The sequence below is a fragment of the Bradyrhizobium manausense genome (assembly GCF_018131105.1).
GTDB classification, from domain to species: Bacteria; Pseudomonadota; Alphaproteobacteria; order Rhizobiales; family Xanthobacteraceae; genus Bradyrhizobium; species Bradyrhizobium manausense_B.
The window spans coordinates 855,475-876,166 of the sequence record NZ_JAFCJI010000002.1 but is presented as its reverse complement, the minus strand read 5'-3'; the positions used below and the strand labels follow the sequence as shown (position 1 = coordinate 876,166).

The window sequence follows — 20,692 nt, the reverse complement described above, 5'->3', positions numbered from 1 at the left end:
ATGCGCAAAGTCTCCCGCCTGTCCCGTTTCAATATTGTCTCGATCGCGTTGGGGCTCGCCTTCCTTTATCTGCCGATCCTCATTCTCGTGATCTATTCCTTCAACGCCTCTCGGCTGGTGACGGTGTGGGGCGGCTGGTCGCTGCGCTGGTATCACGAGTTCTTTGCCGATCGTGCCATGATCGAGGCGGCCTGGATGAGCCTGCGGGTCGCGGTTTCCTCCGCGACCATCGCCACGCTGCTCGGCACGCTCGCCGCGGTGGCGCTGTCGCGCGGCGAGCGCTTTCACGGCCGCACGCTGTTCTCCGGGATGCTCTATGCGCCGCTGGTGATGCCGGAGGTGATCGCTGGATTGTCGCTGCTCCTGCTGTTCGTCGCGCTGAATGCCGAGCGCGGCTTCTGGACGGTGACGATCGCCCACACCACGCTGACGATGTGCTTCGTCACGGTGGTCGTGCAGTCCCGGCTCGGCTCGCTCGATCGCTCGCTGGAGGAGGCGGCCATGGACCTCGGCTGCGCCCCGGTCCGCGCTTTCCTGTCGGTGACGCTGCCGCTGATCGCGCCGGCGATCGTTGCCGGATGGATGCTCGCCTTCACGCTCTCGCTCGACGATCTCGTGATCGCGAGCTTCACCACGGGGCCCGGCTCGGCAACCCTGCCGATCCGGATCTATTCCGAGGTGCGGCTGGGTGTAAAACCGGAGATCAATGCGATCTGCACGCTGGTGATCGCGCTGATCGCGGGGGTCATTGTCGTCGCGTCGCTCGCATCGAAACTGTCGAGTTCGCAGGGCGAGAGCGCGGCGCCGCTCTAGGGAGGACGGGTCATGACATTCGCCTATCAGATCCTGGTCCACACCCCGCCCTGGGTCTGGGTATTGCTTGCCTATCTGGTCTGGCAGGGCATCAAGGCGATGCAGCCGCGCACGGTCCCGATCTGGCGCGCACTGATCGTGCCGGTCGTTTTCATCGTCTGGGGAATCTCGCGGATCGGATTCGGGCATCAGGACAGCGCCTGGCCGCTACTCGCCTGGATCGCGGCCGCGTTGGCGTTGCTGCCCCTCGGCGTGTTGACACCACGGCCGTTCGATGTCGATCACAAGACCGGAGAGATCATTCGACCAGGCAGCGCGTTCGCGCTGATCCGTAATCTCGTCGTGTTCACTCTGCAGTACACGGTGAGCGTGATTTCGGCGATCGATGCCGACGATCGCGCGGTGGCTTTCATCGTCGGCCGCGCCATCTCTGGCGCGACCGCCGGTTACTTCTTCGGTTCGATGATCGCGCTGCTGCTGGCGTATCGCAGGAAGCGCGCCGAGGATGTTTAGGACTTCACCGCGCCCGCAGTAAGCCCGCCCACCATGTAGCGGCGGAAGGCGTAATAGACCGCGGCCGGCGGCAGCGCGTAGATGAAGCCGGTGGTCATCAGCAGCTCCCATGGCGAGTCGTCGGCGGCAAGGAAGTTGCCGAGCGCGACAGGAAGCGTGATGTCCTGGTCGTTCGAGAGCAGCAGGAACGCATAGAGATACTCGTTCCACGCGAGCAGCACCGCATAGGTGCCGATCGCGACCAGCGAGGGCATCATCAGCGGCAAATAGACCAGACGGAAGATCTGCAGCGTGGTGGCGCCGTCCATCACCGCGGCCTCGTCGAGCTCGACCGGTAGCTTGTCTGAAGCCTGCTTCAGCACCCAGATCGCGTAAGGACTGGCAATCGTCACCATCGCCAGGATCAGCGACCAGCGATTATTGAGCAGTCCGTAATTGCCCATGGTTCGGTACATCGGCACGGCGAGGAACGCCGCCGGAATGAAGTAGGTGAACAGCGCGAGGTTCAGCACCATGCGCCCGCCCGGTACCTTCAGCCGCGAGATCGAGAACGCCGCGGCAGTCGCGATGACCAGGGTCAGCGCGCCGACCGCGGCGGCGATCACCACAGAATTCCAGAACTGGACGTAGAAGTCGCGCAGGAAGTAGTGCTGTTGCTTGAACACGATCTCGAAGTTGTGGAGCGTCGGATGGTCCGGCCACAGCTTGCCCGAGAACGCGTCTTCCTTTGGGGAAATCGCGAACAGGAACATGTGGTAGATCGGAATCATCGTCCACAGGAAGACGGGAATACCGATCAGCAGGAGCCGCGCCTCGGTCGCGACGTCGCGCCAGGAAAATTCGCTTACGCCGGGAAGCTTCATCGCGACAACCGTTTCATCATGAAATACACGAGCGGCAGGACGAACGGCATCGCACAAACGATGGAAGCCATCGCGAGCGAGAGCTGGTCGAGCCGGAGATAGCGGATGCCGAGCGTCGACAGCACATGCGTGAGGTCGGCCGGACCACCGCCGGTGAGCAGATAGACGCTGTTGAAGTCGCCGAGCGTCCAGATCATCGAGAGCAGCGTGCAGGTGATGTAGAGCGTCTGCATTGACGGCCAGGTGATGAAGCGGAATTTCTGCCACCAGTTGGCGCCGTCGACTTCGGCGGCCTCGAACAGGTCTTGCGCGATTGCAAGGCGCCCGGTGATCAGGATCAGCGTCCAGAACGGCAGCGATTTCCAGATGTGCACGCCGATGGCCATGGAGAGCGCCACGGTCGGGTCGTTCAGCCAGTTCGGGCCGTCATCGCCGGTAAAAGAGAAGATGAGGTGGTTGATCACGCCCCATTCGGGATTGAGCATGAAACGCACCGACAGGATGGTCGGGATCGACGGCACAGCCCAGGGCAGGATGAAGATCACCGAAAGCCATTTGATCCAGGTCCGCTGCTGAGCGAAGAAGCCGGACAGGAACAGCGCGATCACCATCTTGATGTTGATGCCGATGACCAGGAAGATCAGCGTGTTGACCGCGGCGCGGGCGAAGATCGGGTCGTTATAGAGCGCGACATAGTTCGACGGCGCTCGCGCCAGCCACAATCCGTAGCCGACGGGATAGACGACGAAAGCGAGGAAGACGAGCAGATATGGGGCGAGCAGGACGATGCCCCAGACCTGCGCCGTGGTCAGCCGCGACGTTAGGGGTGGAGCGGGGATCGACTGATCGCCAGAGAGCGTGATCGCCATTCTTTGGGACTCTTTGAAAGGACTTCCGGCCGCACGAGGCGGCCGGTGTTTAGCGTTTTGCCTCTCCCCGCGCTAGCGAGGAGAGGAAGAAAGAGTACTTAGCCTGCAACCTGCTTGATGCGGGCGATCAGCTCGTCGACGGCCTTGTCGACCGGGATCTTCTCGCTGACGACCCGGTTCATCGCCTTGGCCCAGACGTTCTCGTTGTTGAGGATCGTGAACTTCCAGTTCTTGGTGAAGTCGAACGGCGCGGTGCCGCCCTTGAACTGGGCATAAACCGCCTTGCGGTGCCTGTCGGACTGCCAGAACGGACTCTCCTGGCTCGCCTTGGTTACCGGGAACCAGCGGCCGAGCGCGCCCTCGATATACGGCCGGACATTGTCTTCCTCGAGCAGGAAGCTGATGAACTGCTTGGCCTCGGCCTTGTTCTTGGCCGCGGTGAAGACCAGTCCGGTCTTGACGTCGGAGCGGTAGCGGATGGTCGAACCATCCGGCGCCTTCGGGAAGGACGCGGTGATGATGTCCTCGCCATAGGCCTTCTTGCCGGCGTCGCGCTGTTCCTGCGTGAGCGCCTGGTTCTGCGAGTCCTCGTACCACTTCGCCGCGATCGAGATCGTGAAATTGTGGGTCATCACGATCGTCTTGTTGTGGAAGGCGACGTTGTTGTCCGGATCCTTCCAGGTCGTGGAGGACGGCGGGGTGCAGCCCTTGATGTAGGTGTCGGTGTAGTCCTTCAGCGCGTGAATCAGGCCGTCACGCACCTTGGGGTCGTCGACCGTGAGCTTGCCGTCGTCGTCGACCAGCTTGACGTGGTAGGCGTCCATGAAGGTGTAGAACGACTGGAACGCGTCGGTGGATTCCACGCCCATCGGCTGTCCGACAGCATAGATGCGCTGGCCGGTGGCCTTGCGGATGCCCGGCTGCACCTTGTCGCACCAGAACGTCCAGTAGCCCGCCCAGTCGTTCGGGATGTCGCTCTGCTTGAAGCCGGCCTTCTCGAGCATGTCCTTCCAGATCTGGACGTGCATGCTCTGCTGCTTCAGCGGGAAGCCGTAATAGGCCTTTTTCTTGGTGACGTCGTTGTAGAGGATCGACGCATCCAGCGTGTTTTGCGCAAACCGATCCTTGATCGGCTCCATGACGTCGTTGAGATTTTCGAGCTTACCCTCAAAGGCCCATTTGCCCTGCGCCTGGACGTCGTAAGTGTCGGAGTAGGCGACGTCGGGCACGGTGCCTGCATCGAGCGCAGCGACCGTCTTCGGAATCATGTCCTGAATCGCGTACTGCGACAATTCGACCTTGATGCCGGTCTTGGCTTCGAACTTCTTGATCGTCTCAAGCAGTGCGTCGTCTTCGGAGCGGTAGAAGCCCTTGCCCCACCAGACCGTAATCGTCTTCTGTTGCGCAAAGGCGGGTGCAGCGGCGGCGAACAGCCCAACTGCAGCGACCGCCAGTGACACTGCGCCAATAACCTTGGATCTCACGTTTTTCTCCCTCAAACGGCCGGAGTTTTTAACCGGTCGGATAAAACACTAGCCCATGGCCGCTATCCGATCTAGCGGCATGTTGTCAGACCTAGGTCGAGGGGTATCGGGCTCTCGGGGATGCTTAACGCGTGCATCGATCCAATCACCGCATCAATTCGCCCCGATCAATTCGCGTGATCGGTTGACGCCGTCCTAATTGGACTTCGCGCTGTCCTTCGCGTTCTCCGCCGTCGGCGATCCCTCCGGCGCCTGGCGCTTTCCGCCGGTGATGCGCTGCTTCAAGAGGTCGAGGAAAGGAGATGCGGCAGGGGACTGGCGGATCAGGGCCTCGGGGTCTGGGAAGATCAGCGGATCGTCCCAGGGACCCTGCACCATGAAGGGCAGTTGAAAGCCGGACGTCGTGTTGAGGCTCGCGACGCCCTTCATGTCGTATTCGCGCGTCGGCACCGACGCGGTGCCGGTCAGCGTGATCTTCGCAGCCGGCCCCTCGATGCGAATGTCCTCGGCAGTGGCTATGCCGTCGGCGAATTTCACCGCGATGGTGAGATTGTCGTAGGGCGTCGAGCCGTTGCGGAAGTTGCCGCCGCCGGACAGCGGCCGGCGCTCGAGCCGCTTCAGCAACTGCTCGGCATTGAAGCCCGCGATCGCGCCGTCGTGGCCTGTCACGGTGGCCGTGCCGTCGAGCGACTGCACCAGGCCGAACGGGCTCGAGCCGGAGGCGACGAGCGACACGTTGATGTTGCCGCGGCCGGACAGCTTGTTGAGACCGAACAATTCGGAGGCGCAGGCCTGGAGGTCGACGTCGGTGAACTGGAGTTGCGCCTTGATGTCGGCGACGGCATCGGCACGCGAGATGCCGAACGAGCCCTTGGCGATACCGCCATAGACCTGCGCCTCGCCGACCGAGAGCGCCAGCGTGCCGTTGCGCAAATTGGCGCCGATCGCAGTGCGGCCGAGCTTGGTCGCGCCGACCGTCAGCTTGGCCGCCGACAGGCGCATGTCGAGGTCGGTGCTCGACAATCCGTTGAGATCGAACAGCTGCCTGTTCCAGTCGCGCGCGCCGCTCGCGAGCAGGCGGAATGTGGAGATGTAAGGCGTGAAGTCGAGCGCGTCGGCGGCGAGCGTCGCCTGCAGGGTCTGCCGGCCGTTATTGGCGTAGGTCATCACGCCCTCGGCGGCATTGCCGTCGAGTTCGAGATTGACGTTGGTCAGCGCGATCGAGGCGCCGACGACATTGGCGCGCGCCTTCAACGCGAAGCGGCCGAAGCCGCCGCTGCCGGGCTGCGGTTGCCCGGTCCAGCGCAGCGCGTTGCGCAGCGACGGGCTGTCGATGGTGAGCGTGCCTTCCATCATCGGGCTGGTGCGGTTGGCGACGCTGCCGTCGAAGGCAAGCTTCAGCGGGGCGCTGACGATTCGCGCCTTCAATCCCGAACGGTCGCCGGAGAGGGCCGCGACGAAATCGGCAAAGCTGATCGAGCCGTCGACGCGCTCGCCGCGCCAGTCGAACTGGCCGGTCGCGGCGAAGGAGCGCGAGATCGAGGGCCAGGCCAGCGACAGGTCGATGTCCTCGAGTGTCTCGGCGGCGTGTGTGGCGACGTCCTCGTAATTGAGCACGCCATCCTGGATCCTGATCTCGGAGAACGACACCTGGTTGTCGGCGCCGGGCTTCATCGTCCGCGCAATGGTCTGGATGAAAGGTGTCCAGTTGCTCTCGCCATCCGGCTTCAGGCCGACATGGATATGCGGCCGCAGCAGCGTGAGGTCCGCGATCTCGAACCGCTGCAGCAGCAAGGGCAGGAGCCTGAGGTTGGCGGTGAGCACGTCGACATGGAGCGCGGGATCGGCGGTGCCGCCGCCCTTCAGGCCGACGTCATGAAAGGAGATGTAGCTCGCCGGCAGCACGGAAATGTCGATGCTGCCCGTCACGCTGAGCTCGAGTCCGGTGACGTCGCGAATCTGCGCTTCCACTGCCTTGCGCAGCGCGTCGCGGTTGATGAGCCAGGAGCTCGCGATCAGGGCGATCAGCGCAACGCCGAGCAGCGCCGCGATCGGCGTCCCGAGGCGCTTCATTCCTTGGGCCATGGTCAATGGCATGTCCTGATCGGGTTCGTCGCTGGAGCCGGAAGGGCGGGACGTGAAACCTGCGCGCCCCCACGCCCAACCCCCGCAACTTGATGGGTTTTCTTGTCGCTTTCAAGGCCGCGGACGGGTCTGCCCACAGTGTGGGCAGCTTCTACCACCGGTGACCTGAACGGAGAACCCCGTATCATTGACGGCTTCGGACGATTTCGCCTAATAATCGCCGCCAACAAGGCGCGACGCCTCTCAGGTTAAGTCGAGGGTTTTTGCATGAACAAGGTCTATCCCGACGCCAGGTCGGCTCTTGAGGGCGTTCTCAAGGACAACATGATGATCATGTCCGGTGGCTTCGGCCTCTGCGGCATCGCCGAGACGCTGTCGGATGCGATCCGCGACTCGGGCGTGAAGGGTCTGACGGTGATCTCCAACAATGCCGGCGTCGACGGCATCGGGCTCAGCCGCCTGCTGGAAACCCGCCAGATCAAGAAGATGATCTCGTCCTATGTGGGCGAGAACAAGCTGTTCGCCCAGCAATTCCTCGCCGGCGAGCTGGAACTCGAATTCAACCCGCAGGGCACGCTGGCCGAGCGTATCCGTGCCGGCGGTGCCGGTATCCCGGCCTTCTACACCAAGACCGGCGTCGGCACGCTGATCGCCGAAGGCAAGGAAGTGAAGGAATTCGACGGCGAGAAATACCTGATGGAGCGCGGCCTGTTCGCCGACCTCGCCATCGTGCATGCCTGGAAGGGCGACACCGCAGGTAACCTCATCTACCGCAAGACCGCGCGCAACTTTAACCCGATGATGGCGACCGCCGCCAAGGTCACGGTGGCCGAGGTCGAGCACCTGGTTCCTGCCGGTGAACTCAATCCCGACCACATCCATACGCCCGGCATTTTCGTGAAGCGCATCGTCGAGGTCGGCACGGACAAGAAGCGCATCGAATTCCGCAACACCCGCCCGCGCACCGCAGCTTAAGATCAGGAGAGCGATATGGCCTGGACCCGTGAACAGATGGCTGCGCGCGCCGCGAAGGAATTGCGTGACGGCTACTACGTCAACCTCGGCATCGGCATCCCGACGCTGGTCTCGAACTACATCCCAGACGGCGTCGACGTCAGCCTGCAGAGCGAGAACGGCATGCTCGGCATGGGTCCGTTCCCTTATGAAGGCGAAGAGGACGCGGATCTCATCAATGCCGGCAAGCAGACCGTGAGCGAGCTGCCCTCGACCTCCTTTTTCTCCAGCGCGGATTCCTTCGGCATGATCCGCGGCGGCCATATGGATCTGTCGATCCTCGGCGCCATGCAGGTGGCCCAGAACGGCGATCTCGCCAACTGGATGATCCCCGGCAAGATGGTCAAGGGCATGGGCGGCGCGATGGACCTCGTCGCCGGCGTCAAGCGCGTCGTCGTGGTGATGGAGCATTCCGCCAAGGACGGCGCCAAGCTCCTGAAGAGGTGCAACCTGCCGCTCACCGGCGAGCGCGTGGTCGACATGGTCGTCACCGATCTCGCCGTCTTCACCATCGACAAGCACGGCGACGGCGGCATGGCGCTGATCGAGCTCGCCGACGGTGTCACGCTCGACGAGGTCAAGGCCAAGACCGAGGCTGAATTCCGCGTCGCGCTGAAGAACACGTAAGGTCTTCATAGTAGGGGCGCGCATGACGATCCGGTCTGCGCGTCCCGAAGACGCCGATTTCATCGCAGAAATCATCCTGTCATCGATGCGCGGCTACCGGTCGCGTGGCTGGTTCGACGTTGCGCTGGGCTGGCCTGAAGCCAGGTGCCTCGATTTCATCGCGCGCGTTGCAACCGCGCGTGCGGTATCGATGTGGCACGTCTCGCAGTTCTTGGTCGCGGAGATTGACGGGAAGCCGGTCGCGGCGCTGTGCGCCGTGCCTGCAGCGAACACCGGACCTGCGGCCTGGCGTGCGATCGAGGAGGTTGGTTTCGCGACCGGGCTCTCCGCGTCGGAGCTCGATGCCATCCGCCAACGCGCTGCCTACACACGTGCCTGCTGGGTTCAGGGCGGCGAAGGTGACTGGATGATCGAGCATGTTGCCACCGATCCCGCCTATCGTGGTCGCGGCCTCGTGCAAGCGTTGATGGCCCGCGCTCTTGAGAAAGGGCGGGAAGCTGGATTTTCGCGCGCGACGATCTCGTTCCTGATCGGCAACGAGCCGGCCGAGCGTGCTTACGCCAAGGCCGGCTTTGTGTTCGCGGACGAGAAACGCGATCCCGCGTTCGAGTCGATCATCGGCGCACCTGGCTTTCGGATGTTTGCGCGCCTGCTATGACCGCGCCGTCCACACCTTGCTCCATCGCGCCGAGACGCTCGCCATCCATGATCGTTCCTCACGCACCAGGCGGAAGCCGAGATTGGCCGGCGGCACGCCTTGTGCGCAGCCACCGGCGCGGGCGTCGCGGATGAAGTCGGTGACATAGGCGCGGTGCGCGCCTTCCGCGACGCGCACGCCGCAATTCACCGTCGAACGGCCGGCATTGCCAGAAGCGTCGACGCGCGAGCGCACGAAACAGGTCGACGTCCACTCCCAGACATTTCCGGCGAGATCGGACACGCCGCGTTCGTTCAGGCCGAATTTGCCGAACGGATAGGCCGTGGTGTCGGAGAGATCGCGTTCGGACTCGCGCTCGTAGCGGCTGATCCAGCGCTTTGCGGGATCGTCCGCGTCGACCGGCCCGCTGTCATCCCTGAATCGGGAGCCTGCGGCAAAGGCCCATTCCGCATCGCTCGGCAGGCGAAAGCGGTGACCGGTCTTGCGCGACAACCAGTCCGCATAGGCCTGCGCGTCGTGCCAGCTCACCTGCACCGCGGGCCGATCGGGCGCGATCGCCACGCCGCGATCGAGCGCGTGGCATTCGCGGTCTCGCACACAAAGCTGGTAGTCGGCGGAGGAGACCTGATCGCGCATGATGTGAAGCGACTTTGCGAATTGCAATGTGCGCAGCGGCGCCTCGACCGGCCGCCCGGCGCGCGTGAAATCGCCGGCCTCGCGATAGGCGAAGCTGCCCCGCGCGATCTCGATGATCACAGGCTCGCCTTGCGCGTCGCGCGTCGACATCTCGGAGACCAGTGGCGCAACAGCGAGCGGTCCTGCGAAGCCGGCGGCACAGGCGACGAGCAATTTGAGCTTGAATGCGATCAACATGTTCATTTCCCCCGAAAGACGAAGGGGCCGGCGATGGCCGGCCCCTTGTCGCGTCTAGTTGGTGTTGGGGGCCGGTATCTCCGCAGGCGCCTTCACCTGGGTCATCAGATCGTCGTTCCACTGACCCTCCACCTTGAAGTGCGCGGTGGCGCCGAGGTCGGCGGCTTCGATCAGGTTGTGCGTGACATAGGCGTAGATGCCGGGCTGCAGGAACTTGTACATCGCGGCTCCCGCCGAGCCGCCGCGGATGAGCCAGGTCTCTAGTCCGGTCTCCGGCGGGTTGGAGAACTTGCCGGTCTCCCAGACATAGTCGCCATGGCCGCCGATCAGATGCGGGCGGCTGTCGCGATTGGCCTGCGAATGCACGATCAGCACATTCTCGCCGACCTTGGCCGTCAGCGCATTCTTGCCGGTGAGGGCGCCGACCTTGCCGTTGAACACGACGTGGGATGGGATCAGTTTCTTCATCACCTCTTCGGTGTCGGTGAAGGTTTCACCCGGCGAGTCGTAGGACTTGAAATTGCCCTTCTCGTCGCGCGGCACATACATGTCCTGCTCGCCGATATAGTAGACCTTATCGTATGTCAGCGCATGGCCCTTGCCGTCGTACAGTCCGTCGCGTGGCAGCACCATTACGGCGCCATTCATGCCGGAGACGACATGCCAGGGGATCATCGGGCCGCCCGGCGCGCAGTGATAGACGAACACGCCGGTCCGCGTCGCCTTCCAGCGCAACACGACCTCCTCGCCGGGATTGACCATCGTGAGCTCGGCCCCGCCGAGTGCGCCGGTCGCGGAATGGAAGTCGATATTGTGCGGCATAGTGTTGGTCGCGGGATTCACCAACGTCAGCTCGACATAGTCGCCTTCATGCACGACCATCAGCGGTCCCGGCATCGAGCCATTGAAGGTCATGGCTTGGAAGGTCGTGCCCCTGTCGTCGATCACGACCTTCTTCTCTTCGATCGTGAGCTTGAACTCCATGATCTTGGGCGGCTGCGTCGTCGCCTCCTCATGCGCGTGCACGAAGGGCGGCGCGACCAGTTCGACCCTCTGCCGCGGCAGCTTGAGATCGCTGGCGGCGAAGGCGGGTGTGGCGAGCATCAAAGCGGTCGCGGCGGCGCTGATCAATGCGGCTCTGCGGGTGAACATCGTAAAGCATCCTTCATGTGAAAGGGTCTTGATGGCGGATGCAGTGTGCGCCTGTTGCGGCTGGGGTGTTTGTGCTGCGACAAGCTTTTGCCGGATTCGTCCCCGGCTAAGTCCTTAGGAGGTTTGCCGAGATGCGACACCGGCGCTCGGGTTGACGCCGTCGGCTTGCGCTTCCACAAAGAAATCCGGGCCATCTCCGCTATCGTCACGTCGGAGCGGAGTTGTCCATGCCTTTCCAATCCGACGATCTGGTCGACGACATCATGCGTGCGGCGCCGCGCACGATTCGCGTATTCCTCGCCTTCAGGATGGCTTGTGTCGGCTGTCCGATCGCAACCTTCCACACCGTGGACGACGCGTGTCGCGAGCATCGTATCGACCGCGACACATTTCTCGCCGCGCTGAGCGAATGCGTGCCGGCGTAAGGGAGTTGGAGTCTGCGCAGGGGGCGCGCGGATTCCCGGGTGAGGGTGAGCTTTCGCCGTAAGCGGACGCGCCCTCACCCCTGTCGTCAGGTGGCGCCGCTGTCCGGGTTGCGCTCTGCCAGCACGACGATCCGATGCGGATCGCGCAGGATGATGCGCTGACGGCCGCTCTCGACCAAACCCTGGCTCTCCCAACTGCTGAGGATACGGCTCACCGTGTGCAGTGTGGTGCCGGTCATTTGTGCGATGTCCTGGCGGCTGATCGGGAAGTCGATCTCGATGCCGTGGTCGAGCTTCTTGCCGGATTGGCTGGCAAGCCGCAGCAGCGCATGCGCGACGCGCTGCTCGACCTGCTGGGTCGACATTTCCAGGATGCGCGTGTGGCTCTCCTGCAGCCGCTTGCCGACGGCCTGCATCGTGTTGGCGGCAAGGGCGGGAAACCGTTCGATCAGCCGCGGCCAGGCCGAATTCGGCCAGATCAGTGCCACGCTGTCGTCGACCGCCATTGCGGTCGCCGGATAGTGTGCGGCGCCGATCGCCATCGCGAGCCCGAAGGTCTCGCCGGGCGCGACATAGCGCACCACGATCTGCTCCCCGGTCGGCGTGGTCTTGGCCGCGCGCACATGGCCGTGCAGCAGCAGGAAGAAGGAATGCGCGTCTGCGCCCTGCTCGAAAATGGCGGTATTCCTGGGATAGCGCGTCGAACGGGCCTCACGCAGGATCTCGTCGAGGTCCTCGGGCTTGACGCCCTCGAACAGCGGCAAATGCGCAACCAGCGATGTGTCGACCTTGGCCATTCTGCCTCCTCGGCGCTCCGGAGTGTGATGGCACCTGCAATCGTGCTGATGTTTGCGATAGCGCAAAACGGGGCGGCCGGACGGCAGTATTTTTCCAGATAATGATCCGAATTCACAGGAGTTGTCCCATGGCTGGCGCCCGATCCCGCAATTTTCAGGGCTGGCCGCTGTTTGCGAACAGCTTCCGGCCATTTTTCCTGCTCGCTGCCATCCAGGCGGGATTGTCGATCCTGGTCTGGCTGCCGATGTTCTATGGCGAGCTGTCGGTGGCGTCGGCCTTCGCGCCGCGAGACTGGCACGTCCACGAGATGCTCTATGGCTTCCTGCCTGCTGTCATCACCGGGTTCCTGTTCACGGCGATCCCGAACTGGACCGGGCGGCTGCCGATCCAAGGCACGTCGCTGGGCGCGCTGCTGCTGGTCTGGCTCGGCGGGCGTGCCGCGGTGGTGCTGTCCGCCGGGATCGGCTGGGAGGTCGCGCTTGTCGTGGATGCCGCTTTCCTGGCGCTGGTCGTCGCGGCCGCAACCCGCGAGATCATCGCGGGCGGCAATTGGCGCAACCTGCCTGTCGTGGTGCTCGTGCTGTTGCTGCTATCAGGCAATGTCGCGTTCCATCTCGAAGCACACTACGAGGGTGCTGCCGACGTCAGCATTCGCGTCGGCATCGGCATCGTCATGCTGCTGATCTCGCTGATCGGCGGCCGCATCATCCCGAGCTTCACCCGCAACTGGCTGGTCAAGTTCAATCCCGGCCGCCTGCCGGTACCGTTCGGCCGGTTCGACGGCGCGGTGATCGGACTGAGCGCGCTCGCACTCATTGCGTGGATTGTGGCCCCGCTGAACACGATCGTCGGCGTGGTGATGGCCCTTGTTGGAATCTTGCATCTGGTACGGATCGCGCGGTGGGCTGGCGACCGCACCACGCAGGAACGGCTGCTGCTGATCCTCCATGTCGGCTACGCTTTCGTGCCGGTTGGTTTCCTCCTGAATGCCTTGGCCGGCTTCGGCGCGCTGCCGCCGAGTGCCGGCATTCATGCGTGGATGACGGGCGCCGCCGGAGTCATGACGCTTGCGGTGATGACGCGCGCGAGCCTCGGCCATACCGGGCAGGCGCTGACGGCCTCACCCGCGACCCAAGGCATCTACGTCGCGATCATCGTCGCGGCGCTGGCGCGGGTCGCTGCCGTGGTGCTGCCGGCGCATAGCGATGTGCTGCTGCATGTTGCGGCCTGCGGCTGGATCGTCGCGTTCCTCGGCTTCGCTGCCGCGTTCGGACCGCTGCTCGCCGGCAATCCCCGGCGCGCGCTCGCGATCATGGGCGCGCCGGCAGCGGCGCGTTGAATCAGGCTGCGTTCACCGTCAACGGCCGCACACCCCGCCGCCACTCCGTGATGGTGCAGCCGAAGCGGTTGCGGAACCAGCGGGCCATGGCGCTCTGCGCGGAGAAGCCGAGCTGCGCGGCGATATCCGCGAGCGGCCGGTCGGGGTCTTCGATCAGCTGGATCACGAGATCGGCGCGCTGCGCCTCGAGGATCGCCGAGAAGCTGGTGCCGGCTTCAGCGAGATGCCGGTGGATGGTGCGGCGGGTGCAGGCGAGATGCTCGGCCACCCGTTCGACCGTGCAGTCGCCGCTCGCGAGCAGGATGCGCACGACCTCGTCGACTTTCTGCTCCCAGCTTGCCGGCCGGTTCTCGATCGCCTCGATCCGCTTGCGCAGATAGCTTGCGATCAGGGGATGCGCGCTCGGAATCCGCCGCTCCATGTCGTGCACCGACAGCAGGATCGCATCCTCCTCCGCATTGAAGATCACGCGGCAGCCGAAGAAGTCGCGGTAGCGCTTGCGGTCGTGCGGCGGCGGGTAGTGCAGATGCACTTCCTGCGGCCGCCAGTCACTGCCGAACAGCGACTGGATGATGCGGTGGATGCTGCCGAGCGCCATGTCGATCGACTGGCGCGGGGCCGTCGGCTGTCGTCCGCGCAGATGCAGCGTGATCGTCACGGTCTGCTTGTCCCTGACGACGTCGAGCTTCATGCCGTCGTGGTGGACATGGATGAAGCGGGAGAAAGCTTCGATCGCCTCGCCGACAGTCGCCTGTTCGCGCACGATCAGGCCGACCGCGCCGAAATTGGTCAGTCCGCCGCGTTCGGCCAGCCGCAAGCCGAAATCTTCAGCACCGGAGGCTTCGGCCGACATCTCGAGCAGGCGACGCAGACTTGCGACGGCGATGGGCGTGTCGGGCTTGTCGAGAACGGCCAGCGGCAGCCTGGCCTTGCGCATCATCTGCCTGGGGTCGAGCCCGACCGACCGGGCGACCTCCGGATAATAACTTAAGCCGGCGCTGCGCATGAGGTCGGTCATGCGACCCGTTCCTGTCAGCCATTCCCGCAGATGTCCCGAAATGTAAAGTTTCTGTCCCGATCCGTCAAATCCGGGAACAAGGCGGAACATACATAAAGGAAAGCGGAGCACAGGCGCGAATGCCGTGTTTGGGACGGCGGAGCGCGATGGGGCCTCCGGCCGTCTCTCATCATTTGACCAAGACATTGCTGGATCGGAATTATGCCGGGAAACACGCTTTCCAAGGGTGAGGTGTTCGTCATTGAAACCGACGCCGCCTCCCGCGAACAACTATCCAACGCGCTCCAGCAGAGCGCCTATGAGGTGATCTGCTTCGCCGACGGCGCATCGCTGCTGTCGGAAGCGAAGGCGCGGATGCCGGCCTGCGTGCTGCTGGAGATGCCGCCGGATCGCTCCGCGCTGGACGTGCTCAGGCGCCTGCGCGAGGAAAATTGCATGGCGCCGGTGCTGGTGACATCGGCGAATGGCAGCATCGCCATGGCCGTTGACGCCATCAAGAGTGGCGCGGCCGACTTCATCGAGAAGCCGTTTCGCACGAACGATATCGTCGGCCGGATCGATGCCGCGATCGACGAGTCTGTCCAGCCGGAGTCGACCAGGCAGCGCTGGCTGCCCGGTTGCGAGCCCCTGACCGCGCGCGAGAACGATGTGCTCGCGCATCTTGCCGGCGGCCTGACCAACAAGGAAATCGCCCGCCGCATGCATCTGAGCGCGCGCACGGTCGAGGGTTATCGCGCCAGCATTCTCAAGAAGGCCGGCGCGCGCAATGTGACGGATCTGCTCCGCCGCATCTTCGGCCAGGGTTCGCCCGGCCAGGTCTGAGTTAATTCGGTGGTGCCGCGGTGTGGTGACGCGTTCCGCGGCCATGGTGCTGCCGCAGCGCTGCCCAACGGAAACCCCAATCGAACCGGTTCCTTCCCCGTCGCGTCTCACCACGATGGCGTGGCTTGTTTTCGCGCGTCCGGCTGGCGGCGCAGCGATATCGGCTGGGAGAAGTTTGATGCGCACGATCACAAGATGTCTGGCGACGACGAGCCTGGTCATGGTGACCTCGGCGCTCGCTCTGCCCTCATGGGCTGCCGATGTGGATGCCACGTCGGCCATCGACACCGTCACCGTCTATCCAGATGGCGCCACCGTCACCCGCGTGATCGCGCTCGACCTCGCCTCCGGCGACAGCACCTTGGTCGCCAGGGATTTTCCGCTCTCGCTCGACCCGTCCTCCCTCCGCGTTGAGGGCGAGGCGGGCGCCAGGCTCACCATTGGCACCATCGATGCCCGGCCGCCGCGCGCGGCGCCGCCGGTCAATCTTCCTGAGCTCGACAAGCGCATCGAGGCGCTCAAGGACGAGCGCGCCGACCAGCAAGGCGCGATCGACGCGGCGACCGCCCGGCGCAAGTTCGCGCAACACTTTGCCGAAGCCTCTCCCGCCGGCCTCGGTGACAAAGGCGAGGCACGCCCGATCACCGAGTGGCGCGCGGCCTTTACCGCCGTGGCTGAAGAAGTCGCGGCCGCCGATGCCGCGATCCGTGATGCCGCGCGAAAGCAGCGCGAGATCGATCGCCAGATCGCGCAGCTCGAAGCCGAGCGATCCGCCAAGCCGCCGAGCAAGCTCGAAGTGCGGATCGACGTCGCTTCGGCAGCCGCGACCAAGGCAACGCTGCGAGTCACCTACGCCGTCCGCAACGCGCGCTGGCTGCCGCTCTACGACGCCCGGCTCGATACCGGCGCCAAGGACCGCAAGCCGCAGCTCGAGCTCGTTCGTCGTGCCGAGGTGACGCAATCGACCGGCGAGGACTGGTCGAACGTCACGCTCGGCGTTTCCACCGTCCGTATCGCCCGTGGCGGCAGCGCACCGGAGCTGGGCTCGCTGGTCGCGCAATATCCGCAGGTGCCGAAGCCGCGCGCGCTGGGCTCGGTCGCGGACATGGCGATGCCTGCGCCCGCGGCAGCACCGATGTTGCGGAAGATGGAGGCGGCACAAGACAAGGATCAATTTGATCTGCTGGCCCAACGTGCCGACGAACGGCAAGCGGTTGCGGAGATCGGCGACTTCCAGGCGACCTTCAAAATCCCCGGCCGCGTCAGCCTCGGTGCCGCCGAGGGTGCCAAGAGCCTGCGCATTGCTTCGATGAGCGTGCCCGCCGATCTGGCGGTGCGCGCCGCGCCGGTGCAGGACCCGACCGCTTTCCTCGAAGCCAGCTTCAGGCAGACGGACGACACGACGCTGCTGCCGGGCAAGGTCGCGATCTACCGTGACGGCGTTTTCGTCGGCCGCGGCAAGCTCTCGGCCTCGGCCAAGGACGACATCGTCCGGCTCGGCTTCGGCGCCGACGACAAGGTCAAGATCGAGCGCGCCGTGCTCAAGCGCAACGAGGGCTCCGCGGGCCTCCTGGTCACGACCTCGAAGACCGACGAGCGCGCCTTCAAGACTACCGTCCGCAATGGTCACGATTTCCCGATTCACGTCGCGATCGAGGATCAGCTGCCGGTCAGCGAGAATGACGAGATCGCCGTCGAGATGTTGCCCGCGACCACGCCGCCCACGGCAAGGGACGTCCGCGACAAGCGCGGCGTGCTGGAATGGTCGTTCGACGCCAAGCCCGGCGAAGTCAAGGACATCAACTTCGCCTGGCGCGTCCGCTGGCCCAAGGACAAGAGCATGGTGATCGTGCCGTCGGGTTAGGGCGCGGCATGTAGCGAGGTGCTGCGCTTTCTTACCTCGCTCCGCATCATGCTCTCTGTCCCTGCGAAAGCGGGGCATCCAATACACTGTGGCCTATCCGTGTCACACGACAGCCGCTGCGTACTGGGTCGCCCGGTCAGGCCGGGCGACGACCGTGTTGAGAGAGCTCGTCTTACTTCGCCTTCAGGAAGTCGGCGACGTCGAGCAGCATGAACTCGTCGTCGTCGGCCTTGTTGGGATCGCGGCTGGACGAGAACGGCAAATTGTTGTCGTTGCCGACGATGATGTGGGTGTCGTCGACGCGATCGACGTTCTCGATGGTGAAGAACGGGAAGGTGTAGACGCCATCATTAAGCGGCTTGCGGGCCTTCTTGTCGGGGTCCTGGATTTTCAAGAGGTCGATATAGCCGATCTTGCGCACGGGCTTGCCGACATTGGCGTCGGTGAGCTCGATCTTGTAGATGCGCTTGAACTTAGCGATGTCAGGGAAGCAGTTCTCGCTGCGGGTGCCGGCCGGGCAGGCCTTGTCGGGCGTGCCTTCGCCATTGTCGCGCTCGATGACGAGACCCGCGCTCGGGTCGATCATGTTGAAGTCGCCGATGGCATTGCCGTTCTGCTCGAACACGTACTGCCAGTAGCGGCCGGTGAATTTTTCGGCGGCGACGTCGAATTCGAGGATGCGGGAGGCTTCCTTGCCGTCAACCCGCTCCCAGTCCTTCTTGTCGGCATCCCACAGCGGGCCTTCGAGCAGGCCGTAGAGGAATTTGCCGTCCTTGGACGAGGCAAAGCCCTCAAAGCCCTTGGAGCGCCGCAGATTGACGTTGGTGTAGGTCGCGCCGGGCGCGCCCGGGGTCGCCACCGCCCAATGATCTGGCGAGCGCACCGGCTTGCCATCGGCGATGGTCTCGAACACCGCGAGGATCTTGCCTGACTTGTCGGCTTTCAGCACGTAGGGGCCGAACTCGTCACCGATCCAGAACGTGTCGCCGATGATCTGAAAGCCTTCGGTGTCGAAATCGGCGCCGGTGAGATAGCGCTTCTCCGTATCCTCGTGGACGATGCGAAACGGCACCTTCTTGTCGGGGTCATGCAGGAACACGGTCTCCTGGCGCTCGATCTTGCCGCCCGCCCAATCCATCTTGTAGTGGTTCAGGTACAGCATCGAGTCCATCGAATTGGCGCGCGCGCCCATGCCGTTGTCGGTGATGACCCAGAAGGTGCCGTCAGCCATTTTCTTGATGCCGGAATGGCCCTGCAGCGGCTGGCCCTTGAACGGCAGCGAGACGCCGGTCGGACGTTCGGCGGACTTGCCCATCACGGTGCCGAGCGCGTCGACCCGCTTGCCGGTGGTGTACTTGCCCGAGGTCTTGAGATCGGCCGGCGCATCGGCCGGGGCATCGATGAAGGTCGCGGCCGGCATCACCACGTGGCCGGCGAGCTTGGCCGGGAATTCACCTTCGCTCTGCGCGAGCGCGGTGCTCGCGGTGAGAATGATCGTTGCGACGGTGCCGAGAAAAGTCGCGCGCATGTGCGTCTCCTGTTAGCGGACGACGCCTTATGCGGATCGCAGATTGCAGTTTTGTGAAGCCGGGCCAAACGTCGCAGCGGCCGGTTACTCCTTTACCGCGCCGGTCAGCGAAGACACGTAGTAATCCACAAACAGCGAGTAGAAGATCGCAACCGGCAGCGAGCCGAGCAGCGAGCCCGCCATCAGCGCGCCCCACTGATAGACGTCGCCGGTGATGAGCTCGGTCAGGATCGCCACCGGCACAGTCTTGTTGGCGCCGCTCTGGATGAAGGCGAGCGCGTAGATGAACTCGTTCCAGGACAGCGTGAAGGAGAAGATGCCGGCCGAGATCAGGCCGGGCACCGCGAGCGGCAGCGTGATCCGCCGCAGGATCTGCAACCTTGTGGCGCCGTCGACCAGTGCGCATTCCTCGAGCTCGTAGGGGATCGACTTGAAATAGCCGATCAGGAGCCAGGTGCAGAACGGCACCAGGAAGGTCGGATAGACCAGGATCAGGGCAAGCGGCGAGTCGAACAGGCCGAACTGCACCACCACCGTCGCGAGCGGGATGAACAGGATCGACGGGGGCACCAGATAGGCCAGATAAATGCCGAGACCGACATAAGGACTGCCGCGAAAGCGCAGGCGTTCGATCGCATAGGCAGCCAGCGTGCTCGCAACCAGCGACAGCGTGGTCGCCCCGATCGCGACCAGCATCGTCGTCCACAGCCAGCGCGGGTACGAGGTATCGAACAGCAGGTGCTTGATGTGCGCCAGCGTCGGCGAGGTGATCCAGAACGGATTATGCTCCTTGTAGTTCAGCAGCTCCGCGTTCGGTTTGAACGACGTGATCGCCATCCAGTAGAACGGAAACAGCAGGATCAGCACGAAGCAGCCGAGCGGCAGATAGATCATCATCAGCCGGCGCAGCCCGGAATCCCAGGCCATGGTGTCGGGCGCCGCCTTCGCATCAGCTACGGTCGAGGCTTGTGCGACAGTATCAGTCATTGGCCTCTCCCTGCTGCCATTTGCGGCGCGCCAGGCCGAAATAGGAAAACAGCGTCGCGAACACCAGGAACGGGATCATCGACACCGCGATCGCGGCTCCTTCGCCGAGCTCGCCGCCGGCGATGCCGCGCTGGAACGCCAGCGTTGCCAGCAGGTGGGTCGAGTTGACCGGCCCGCCGCGGGTGATGGCGTAGACCAGCTGGAAGTCGGTGAAGGTGAAGATGATCGAGAAGGTCATGACGATGGCGAGGATCGGCATCATCATCGGGAAGGTGATATAGCGGAAGCGCTGCCAGGCGCTCGCGCCGTCGAGCATGGCGGCCTCGTAGAGCGAGGGCGAAATGGTCTGCAGACCCGCCAGCAGCGAAATCGCAACGAAGGGGATGCCGCGCCAGATGTTGGCGGCGATCAGCGAGAACCGTGCCGGCCACGGCGACCCGAGGAAGTCGACATTGCTCGTGCGCCAATGCAGCACGTCGACCAGCAGATAGGAGATGATCGAGAACTGCGGATCGTAGATCCACCAGAACGCCAGCGCCGAGAGCACCGTCGGCACGATCCAGGGCAACAGGACGATCGCGCGCAAGAGACTCTTGAACGGAAAATGATTATTGAGCAGCAGCGCGAGCCAGAAGCCGAGCGCGAACTTCCCGAAGGTCGCGATTGCCGTGTAGACCACGCTGTAGAACACCGCGTTCCACCACAGGGGATCCGTGAGCAGATATTGGAAGTTCTCGAGACCGATGAAGATGCCCTTCCGGCCGATCGTGGTGTCGGTGAAGGCGAGCCAGATGCCGAGCCCCAGCGGATAGGTCAGGAACACTGCAAGCAGACCGATCGCGGGTGCCAGGCACATCGTGACCAGGAATGGCTTGTAATCGAACAGGCGGACCAGCCAGTTCGGCTGCCTTTGCGCGAGTTCGGGAGAGGAGAGGGCGGTCACGGACATCAGGGCGTTGT

At 64.0% G+C, this 20,692-nt stretch carries 20 protein-coding genes; 9 read left to right on the top strand and 11 right to left on the bottom strand.

Annotated features, from left to right (window positions below):
* A complete protein-coding gene (locus JQ631_RS24420) occupies positions 1-813 on the top strand; it encodes an ABC transporter permease (RefSeq protein ID WP_212330185.1) in 813 nt (270 codons plus the stop codon).
* Positions 814-825: 12 nt separating this feature from the next.
* Positions 826-1,326, top strand: a complete 501-nt coding sequence (locus JQ631_RS24415; RefSeq protein ID WP_212330183.1) for a DUF6622 family protein — start codon at positions 826-828, stop codon at positions 1,324-1,326.
* Here the strand turns inward: JQ631_RS24415 and JQ631_RS24410 are convergent.
* From JQ631_RS24410 to JQ631_RS24395, 4 genes are all read right to left on the bottom strand, one after another.
* Positions 1,323-2,189, bottom strand: coding sequence for a carbohydrate ABC transporter permease (locus JQ631_RS24410; protein WP_212330181.1), 867 nt, complete (start codon positions 2,187-2,189; stop codon positions 1,323-1,325). The two genes, JQ631_RS24415 and JQ631_RS24410, sit on opposite strands and share 4 nt — an antisense overlap.
* Positions 2,186-3,058, bottom strand: a complete 873-nt coding sequence (locus tag JQ631_RS24405) for a carbohydrate ABC transporter permease (protein ID WP_212330179.1) — start codon at positions 3,056-3,058, stop codon at positions 2,186-2,188. The genes JQ631_RS24410 and JQ631_RS24405 overlap by 4 nt, the downstream gene beginning before the upstream one ends.
* Positions 3,059-3,156: 98 nt before the next feature.
* Positions 3,157-4,542: an ABC transporter substrate-binding protein gene (locus JQ631_RS24400; protein ID WP_212330177.1), complete on the bottom strand. Its 1,386-nt coding sequence runs from the start codon at positions 4,540-4,542 to the stop codon at positions 3,157-3,159.
* A 195-nt stretch (positions 4,543-4,737) separates the two neighbouring features.
* Entirely contained in the window at positions 4,738-6,627 is a 1,890-nt protein-coding gene (locus tag JQ631_RS24395; RefSeq protein WP_212330175.1) for an AsmA family protein, read from the bottom strand.
* Between the two features lie 267 nt (positions 6,628-6,894).
* Here JQ631_RS24395 and JQ631_RS24390 point away from each other — a divergent pair, with 267 nt between their 5' ends.
* Genes JQ631_RS24390 through JQ631_RS24380 form a run of 3 tightly spaced genes read left to right on the top strand, consistent with a single transcriptional unit; the run spans position 6,895 to position 8,926 of the window.
* Positions 6,895-7,602 carry a CoA transferase subunit A gene (locus tag JQ631_RS24390; protein ID WP_212330173.1) on the top strand — a complete coding sequence of 236 codons (708 nt, stop codon included), beginning with the start codon at positions 6,895-6,897 and terminating at the stop codon, positions 7,600-7,602.
* A 15-nt stretch (positions 7,603-7,617) separates the two neighbouring features.
* Positions 7,618-8,268 carry a 3-oxoacid CoA-transferase subunit B gene (locus JQ631_RS24385; RefSeq protein ID WP_212330171.1) on the top strand — a complete coding sequence of 217 codons (651 nt, stop codon included), beginning with the start codon at positions 7,618-7,620 and terminating at the stop codon, positions 8,266-8,268.
* 22 nt (positions 8,269-8,290) lie between these two features.
* A complete protein-coding gene (locus JQ631_RS24380; RefSeq protein WP_212330169.1) occupies positions 8,291-8,926 on the top strand; it encodes a GNAT family N-acetyltransferase in 636 nt (211 codons plus the stop codon).
* Here the strand turns inward: JQ631_RS24380 and JQ631_RS24375 are convergent.
* Together JQ631_RS24375 and nirK are read right to left on the bottom strand one after the other, a co-directional pair.
* Positions 8,921-9,799: a formylglycine-generating enzyme family protein gene (locus JQ631_RS24375; protein WP_212330167.1), complete on the bottom strand. Its 879-nt coding sequence runs from the start codon at positions 9,797-9,799 to the stop codon at positions 8,921-8,923. The genes JQ631_RS24380 and JQ631_RS24375 overlap by 6 nt on opposite strands.
* A gap of 54 nt (positions 9,800-9,853) precedes the next feature.
* A complete protein-coding gene (nirK, locus tag JQ631_RS24370) occupies positions 9,854-10,951 on the bottom strand; it encodes a copper-containing nitrite reductase (protein ID WP_212330152.1) in 1,098 nt (365 codons plus the stop codon).
* Positions 10,952-11,178: 227 nt separating this feature from the next.
* Here nirK and JQ631_RS24365 point away from each other — a divergent pair, with 227 nt between their 5' ends.
* Positions 11,179-11,376, top strand: a complete 198-nt coding sequence (locus JQ631_RS24365; RefSeq protein WP_212330150.1) for a DUF1858 domain-containing protein — start codon at positions 11,179-11,181, stop codon at positions 11,374-11,376.
* Positions 11,377-11,462: 86 nt separating this feature from the next.
* Here the strand turns inward: JQ631_RS24365 and JQ631_RS24360 are convergent, their stop codons facing one another.
* The gene (locus tag JQ631_RS24360) at positions 11,463-12,173 is read right to left on the bottom strand and encodes a Crp/Fnr family transcriptional regulator (RefSeq protein ID WP_212330148.1); all 711 of its coding nucleotides are present in this window, start codon (positions 12,171-12,173) and stop codon (positions 11,463-11,465) included.
* A gap of 128 nt (positions 12,174-12,301) precedes the next feature.
* On the opposite strand from JQ631_RS24360, the gene JQ631_RS24355 reads away from it, so the two are divergent.
* Entirely contained in the window at positions 12,302-13,513 is a 1,212-nt protein-coding gene (locus tag JQ631_RS24355) for an NnrS family protein (protein ID WP_212330146.1), read from the top strand.
* A gap of 1 nt (position 13,514) precedes the next feature.
* On the opposite strand, the gene JQ631_RS24350 is transcribed toward JQ631_RS24355, so the two are convergent.
* Positions 13,515-14,531, bottom strand: coding sequence for an AraC family transcriptional regulator (locus JQ631_RS24350; protein WP_212330144.1), 1,017 nt, complete (start codon positions 14,529-14,531; stop codon positions 13,515-13,517).
* 201 nt (positions 14,532-14,732) lie between these two features.
* Here JQ631_RS24350 and JQ631_RS24345 point away from each other — a divergent pair, with 201 nt between their 5' ends.
* Both JQ631_RS24345 and JQ631_RS24340 read left to right on the top strand, forming a co-directional pair.
* Complete coding sequence (locus tag JQ631_RS24345; protein ID WP_212330142.1) at positions 14,733-15,353, top strand: response regulator transcription factor; 621 nt, start codon at positions 14,733-14,735, stop codon at positions 15,351-15,353.
* A 178-nt stretch (positions 15,354-15,531) separates the two neighbouring features.
* The gene (locus JQ631_RS24340; protein ID WP_212330140.1) at positions 15,532-17,217 is read left to right on the top strand and encodes a mucoidy inhibitor MuiA family protein; all 1,686 of its coding nucleotides are present in this window, start codon (positions 15,532-15,534) and stop codon (positions 17,215-17,217) included.
* Positions 17,218-17,389: 172 nt separating this feature from the next.
* Here JQ631_RS24340 and JQ631_RS24335 read toward each other — a convergent pair whose 3' ends face one another.
* The 3 genes from JQ631_RS24335 to JQ631_RS24325 all read right to left on the bottom strand — a co-directional run bounded on the left by JQ631_RS24335 (position 17,390) and on the right by JQ631_RS24325 (position 20,681).
* Complete coding sequence (locus tag JQ631_RS24335) at positions 17,390-18,745, bottom strand: esterase-like activity of phytase family protein (protein WP_212330139.1); 1,356 nt, start codon at positions 18,743-18,745, stop codon at positions 17,390-17,392.
* 84 nt (positions 18,746-18,829) lie between these two features.
* Entirely contained in the window at positions 18,830-19,732 is a 903-nt protein-coding gene (locus JQ631_RS24330) for a carbohydrate ABC transporter permease (RefSeq protein WP_212330137.1), read from the bottom strand.
* Positions 19,725-20,681: a carbohydrate ABC transporter permease gene (locus JQ631_RS24325; RefSeq protein WP_212330135.1), complete on the bottom strand. Its 957-nt coding sequence runs from the start codon at positions 20,679-20,681 to the stop codon at positions 19,725-19,727. Before JQ631_RS24325 ends, JQ631_RS24330 begins: the two co-directional genes overlap by 8 nt.
* Between the last annotated feature and the right edge of the window lie 11 nt (positions 20,682-20,692).

Coding starts and splice junctions, on each gene's coding strand:
- JQ631_RS24380 (WP_212330169.1), top strand. CDS start 8,291: ATGACGATCCGGTCTGCGCGTCCCGAAGACGCCGATTTCATCGCAGAA.
- JQ631_RS24405 (WP_212330179.1), bottom strand. CDS start 3,058: ATGGCGATCACGCTCTCTGGCGATCAGTCGATCCCCGCTCCACCCCTA.
- JQ631_RS24345 (WP_212330142.1), top strand. CDS start 14,733: ATGCCGGGAAACACGCTTTCCAAGGGTGAGGTGTTCGTCATTGAAACC.
- JQ631_RS24420 (WP_212330185.1), top strand. CDS start 1: ATGCGCAAAGTCTCCCGCCTGTCCCGTTTCAATATTGTCTCGATCGCG.
- JQ631_RS24395 (WP_212330175.1), bottom strand. CDS start 6,627: ATGGCCCAAGGAATGAAGCGCCTCGGGACGCCGATCGCGGCGCTGCTC.
- JQ631_RS24340 (WP_212330140.1), top strand. CDS start 15,532: ATGCGCACGATCACAAGATGTCTGGCGACGACGAGCCTGGTCATGGTG.
- JQ631_RS24410 (WP_212330181.1), bottom strand. CDS start 2,189: ATGAAGCTTCCCGGCGTAAGCGAATTTTCCTGGCGCGACGTCGCGACC.
- JQ631_RS24360 (WP_212330148.1), bottom strand. CDS start 12,173: ATGGCCAAGGTCGACACATCGCTGGTTGCGCATTTGCCGCTGTTCGAG.
- JQ631_RS24390 (WP_212330173.1), top strand. CDS start 6,895: ATGAACAAGGTCTATCCCGACGCCAGGTCGGCTCTTGAGGGCGTTCTC.
- JQ631_RS24335 (WP_212330139.1), bottom strand. CDS start 18,745: ATGCGCGCGACTTTTCTCGGCACCGTCGCAACGATCATTCTCACCGCG.
- JQ631_RS24375 (WP_212330167.1), bottom strand. CDS start 9,799: ATGTTGATCGCATTCAAGCTCAAATTGCTCGTCGCCTGTGCCGCCGGC.
- JQ631_RS24355 (WP_212330146.1), top strand. CDS start 12,302: ATGGCTGGCGCCCGATCCCGCAATTTTCAGGGCTGGCCGCTGTTTGCG.
- nirK (WP_212330152.1), bottom strand. CDS start 10,951: ATGTTCACCCGCAGAGCCGCATTGATCAGCGCCGCCGCGACCGCTTTG.
- JQ631_RS24385 (WP_212330171.1), top strand. CDS start 7,618: ATGGCCTGGACCCGTGAACAGATGGCTGCGCGCGCCGCGAAGGAATTG.
- JQ631_RS24350 (WP_212330144.1), bottom strand. CDS start 14,531: ATGACCGACCTCATGCGCAGCGCCGGCTTAAGTTATTATCCGGAGGTC.
- JQ631_RS24415 (WP_212330183.1), top strand. CDS start 826: ATGACATTCGCCTATCAGATCCTGGTCCACACCCCGCCCTGGGTCTGG.
- JQ631_RS24330 (WP_212330137.1), bottom strand. CDS start 19,732: ATGACTGATACTGTCGCACAAGCCTCGACCGTAGCTGATGCGAAGGCG.
- JQ631_RS24365 (WP_212330150.1), top strand. CDS start 11,179: ATGCCTTTCCAATCCGACGATCTGGTCGACGACATCATGCGTGCGGCG.
- JQ631_RS24325 (WP_212330135.1), bottom strand. CDS start 20,681: ATGTCCGTGACCGCCCTCTCCTCTCCCGAACTCGCGCAAAGGCAGCCG.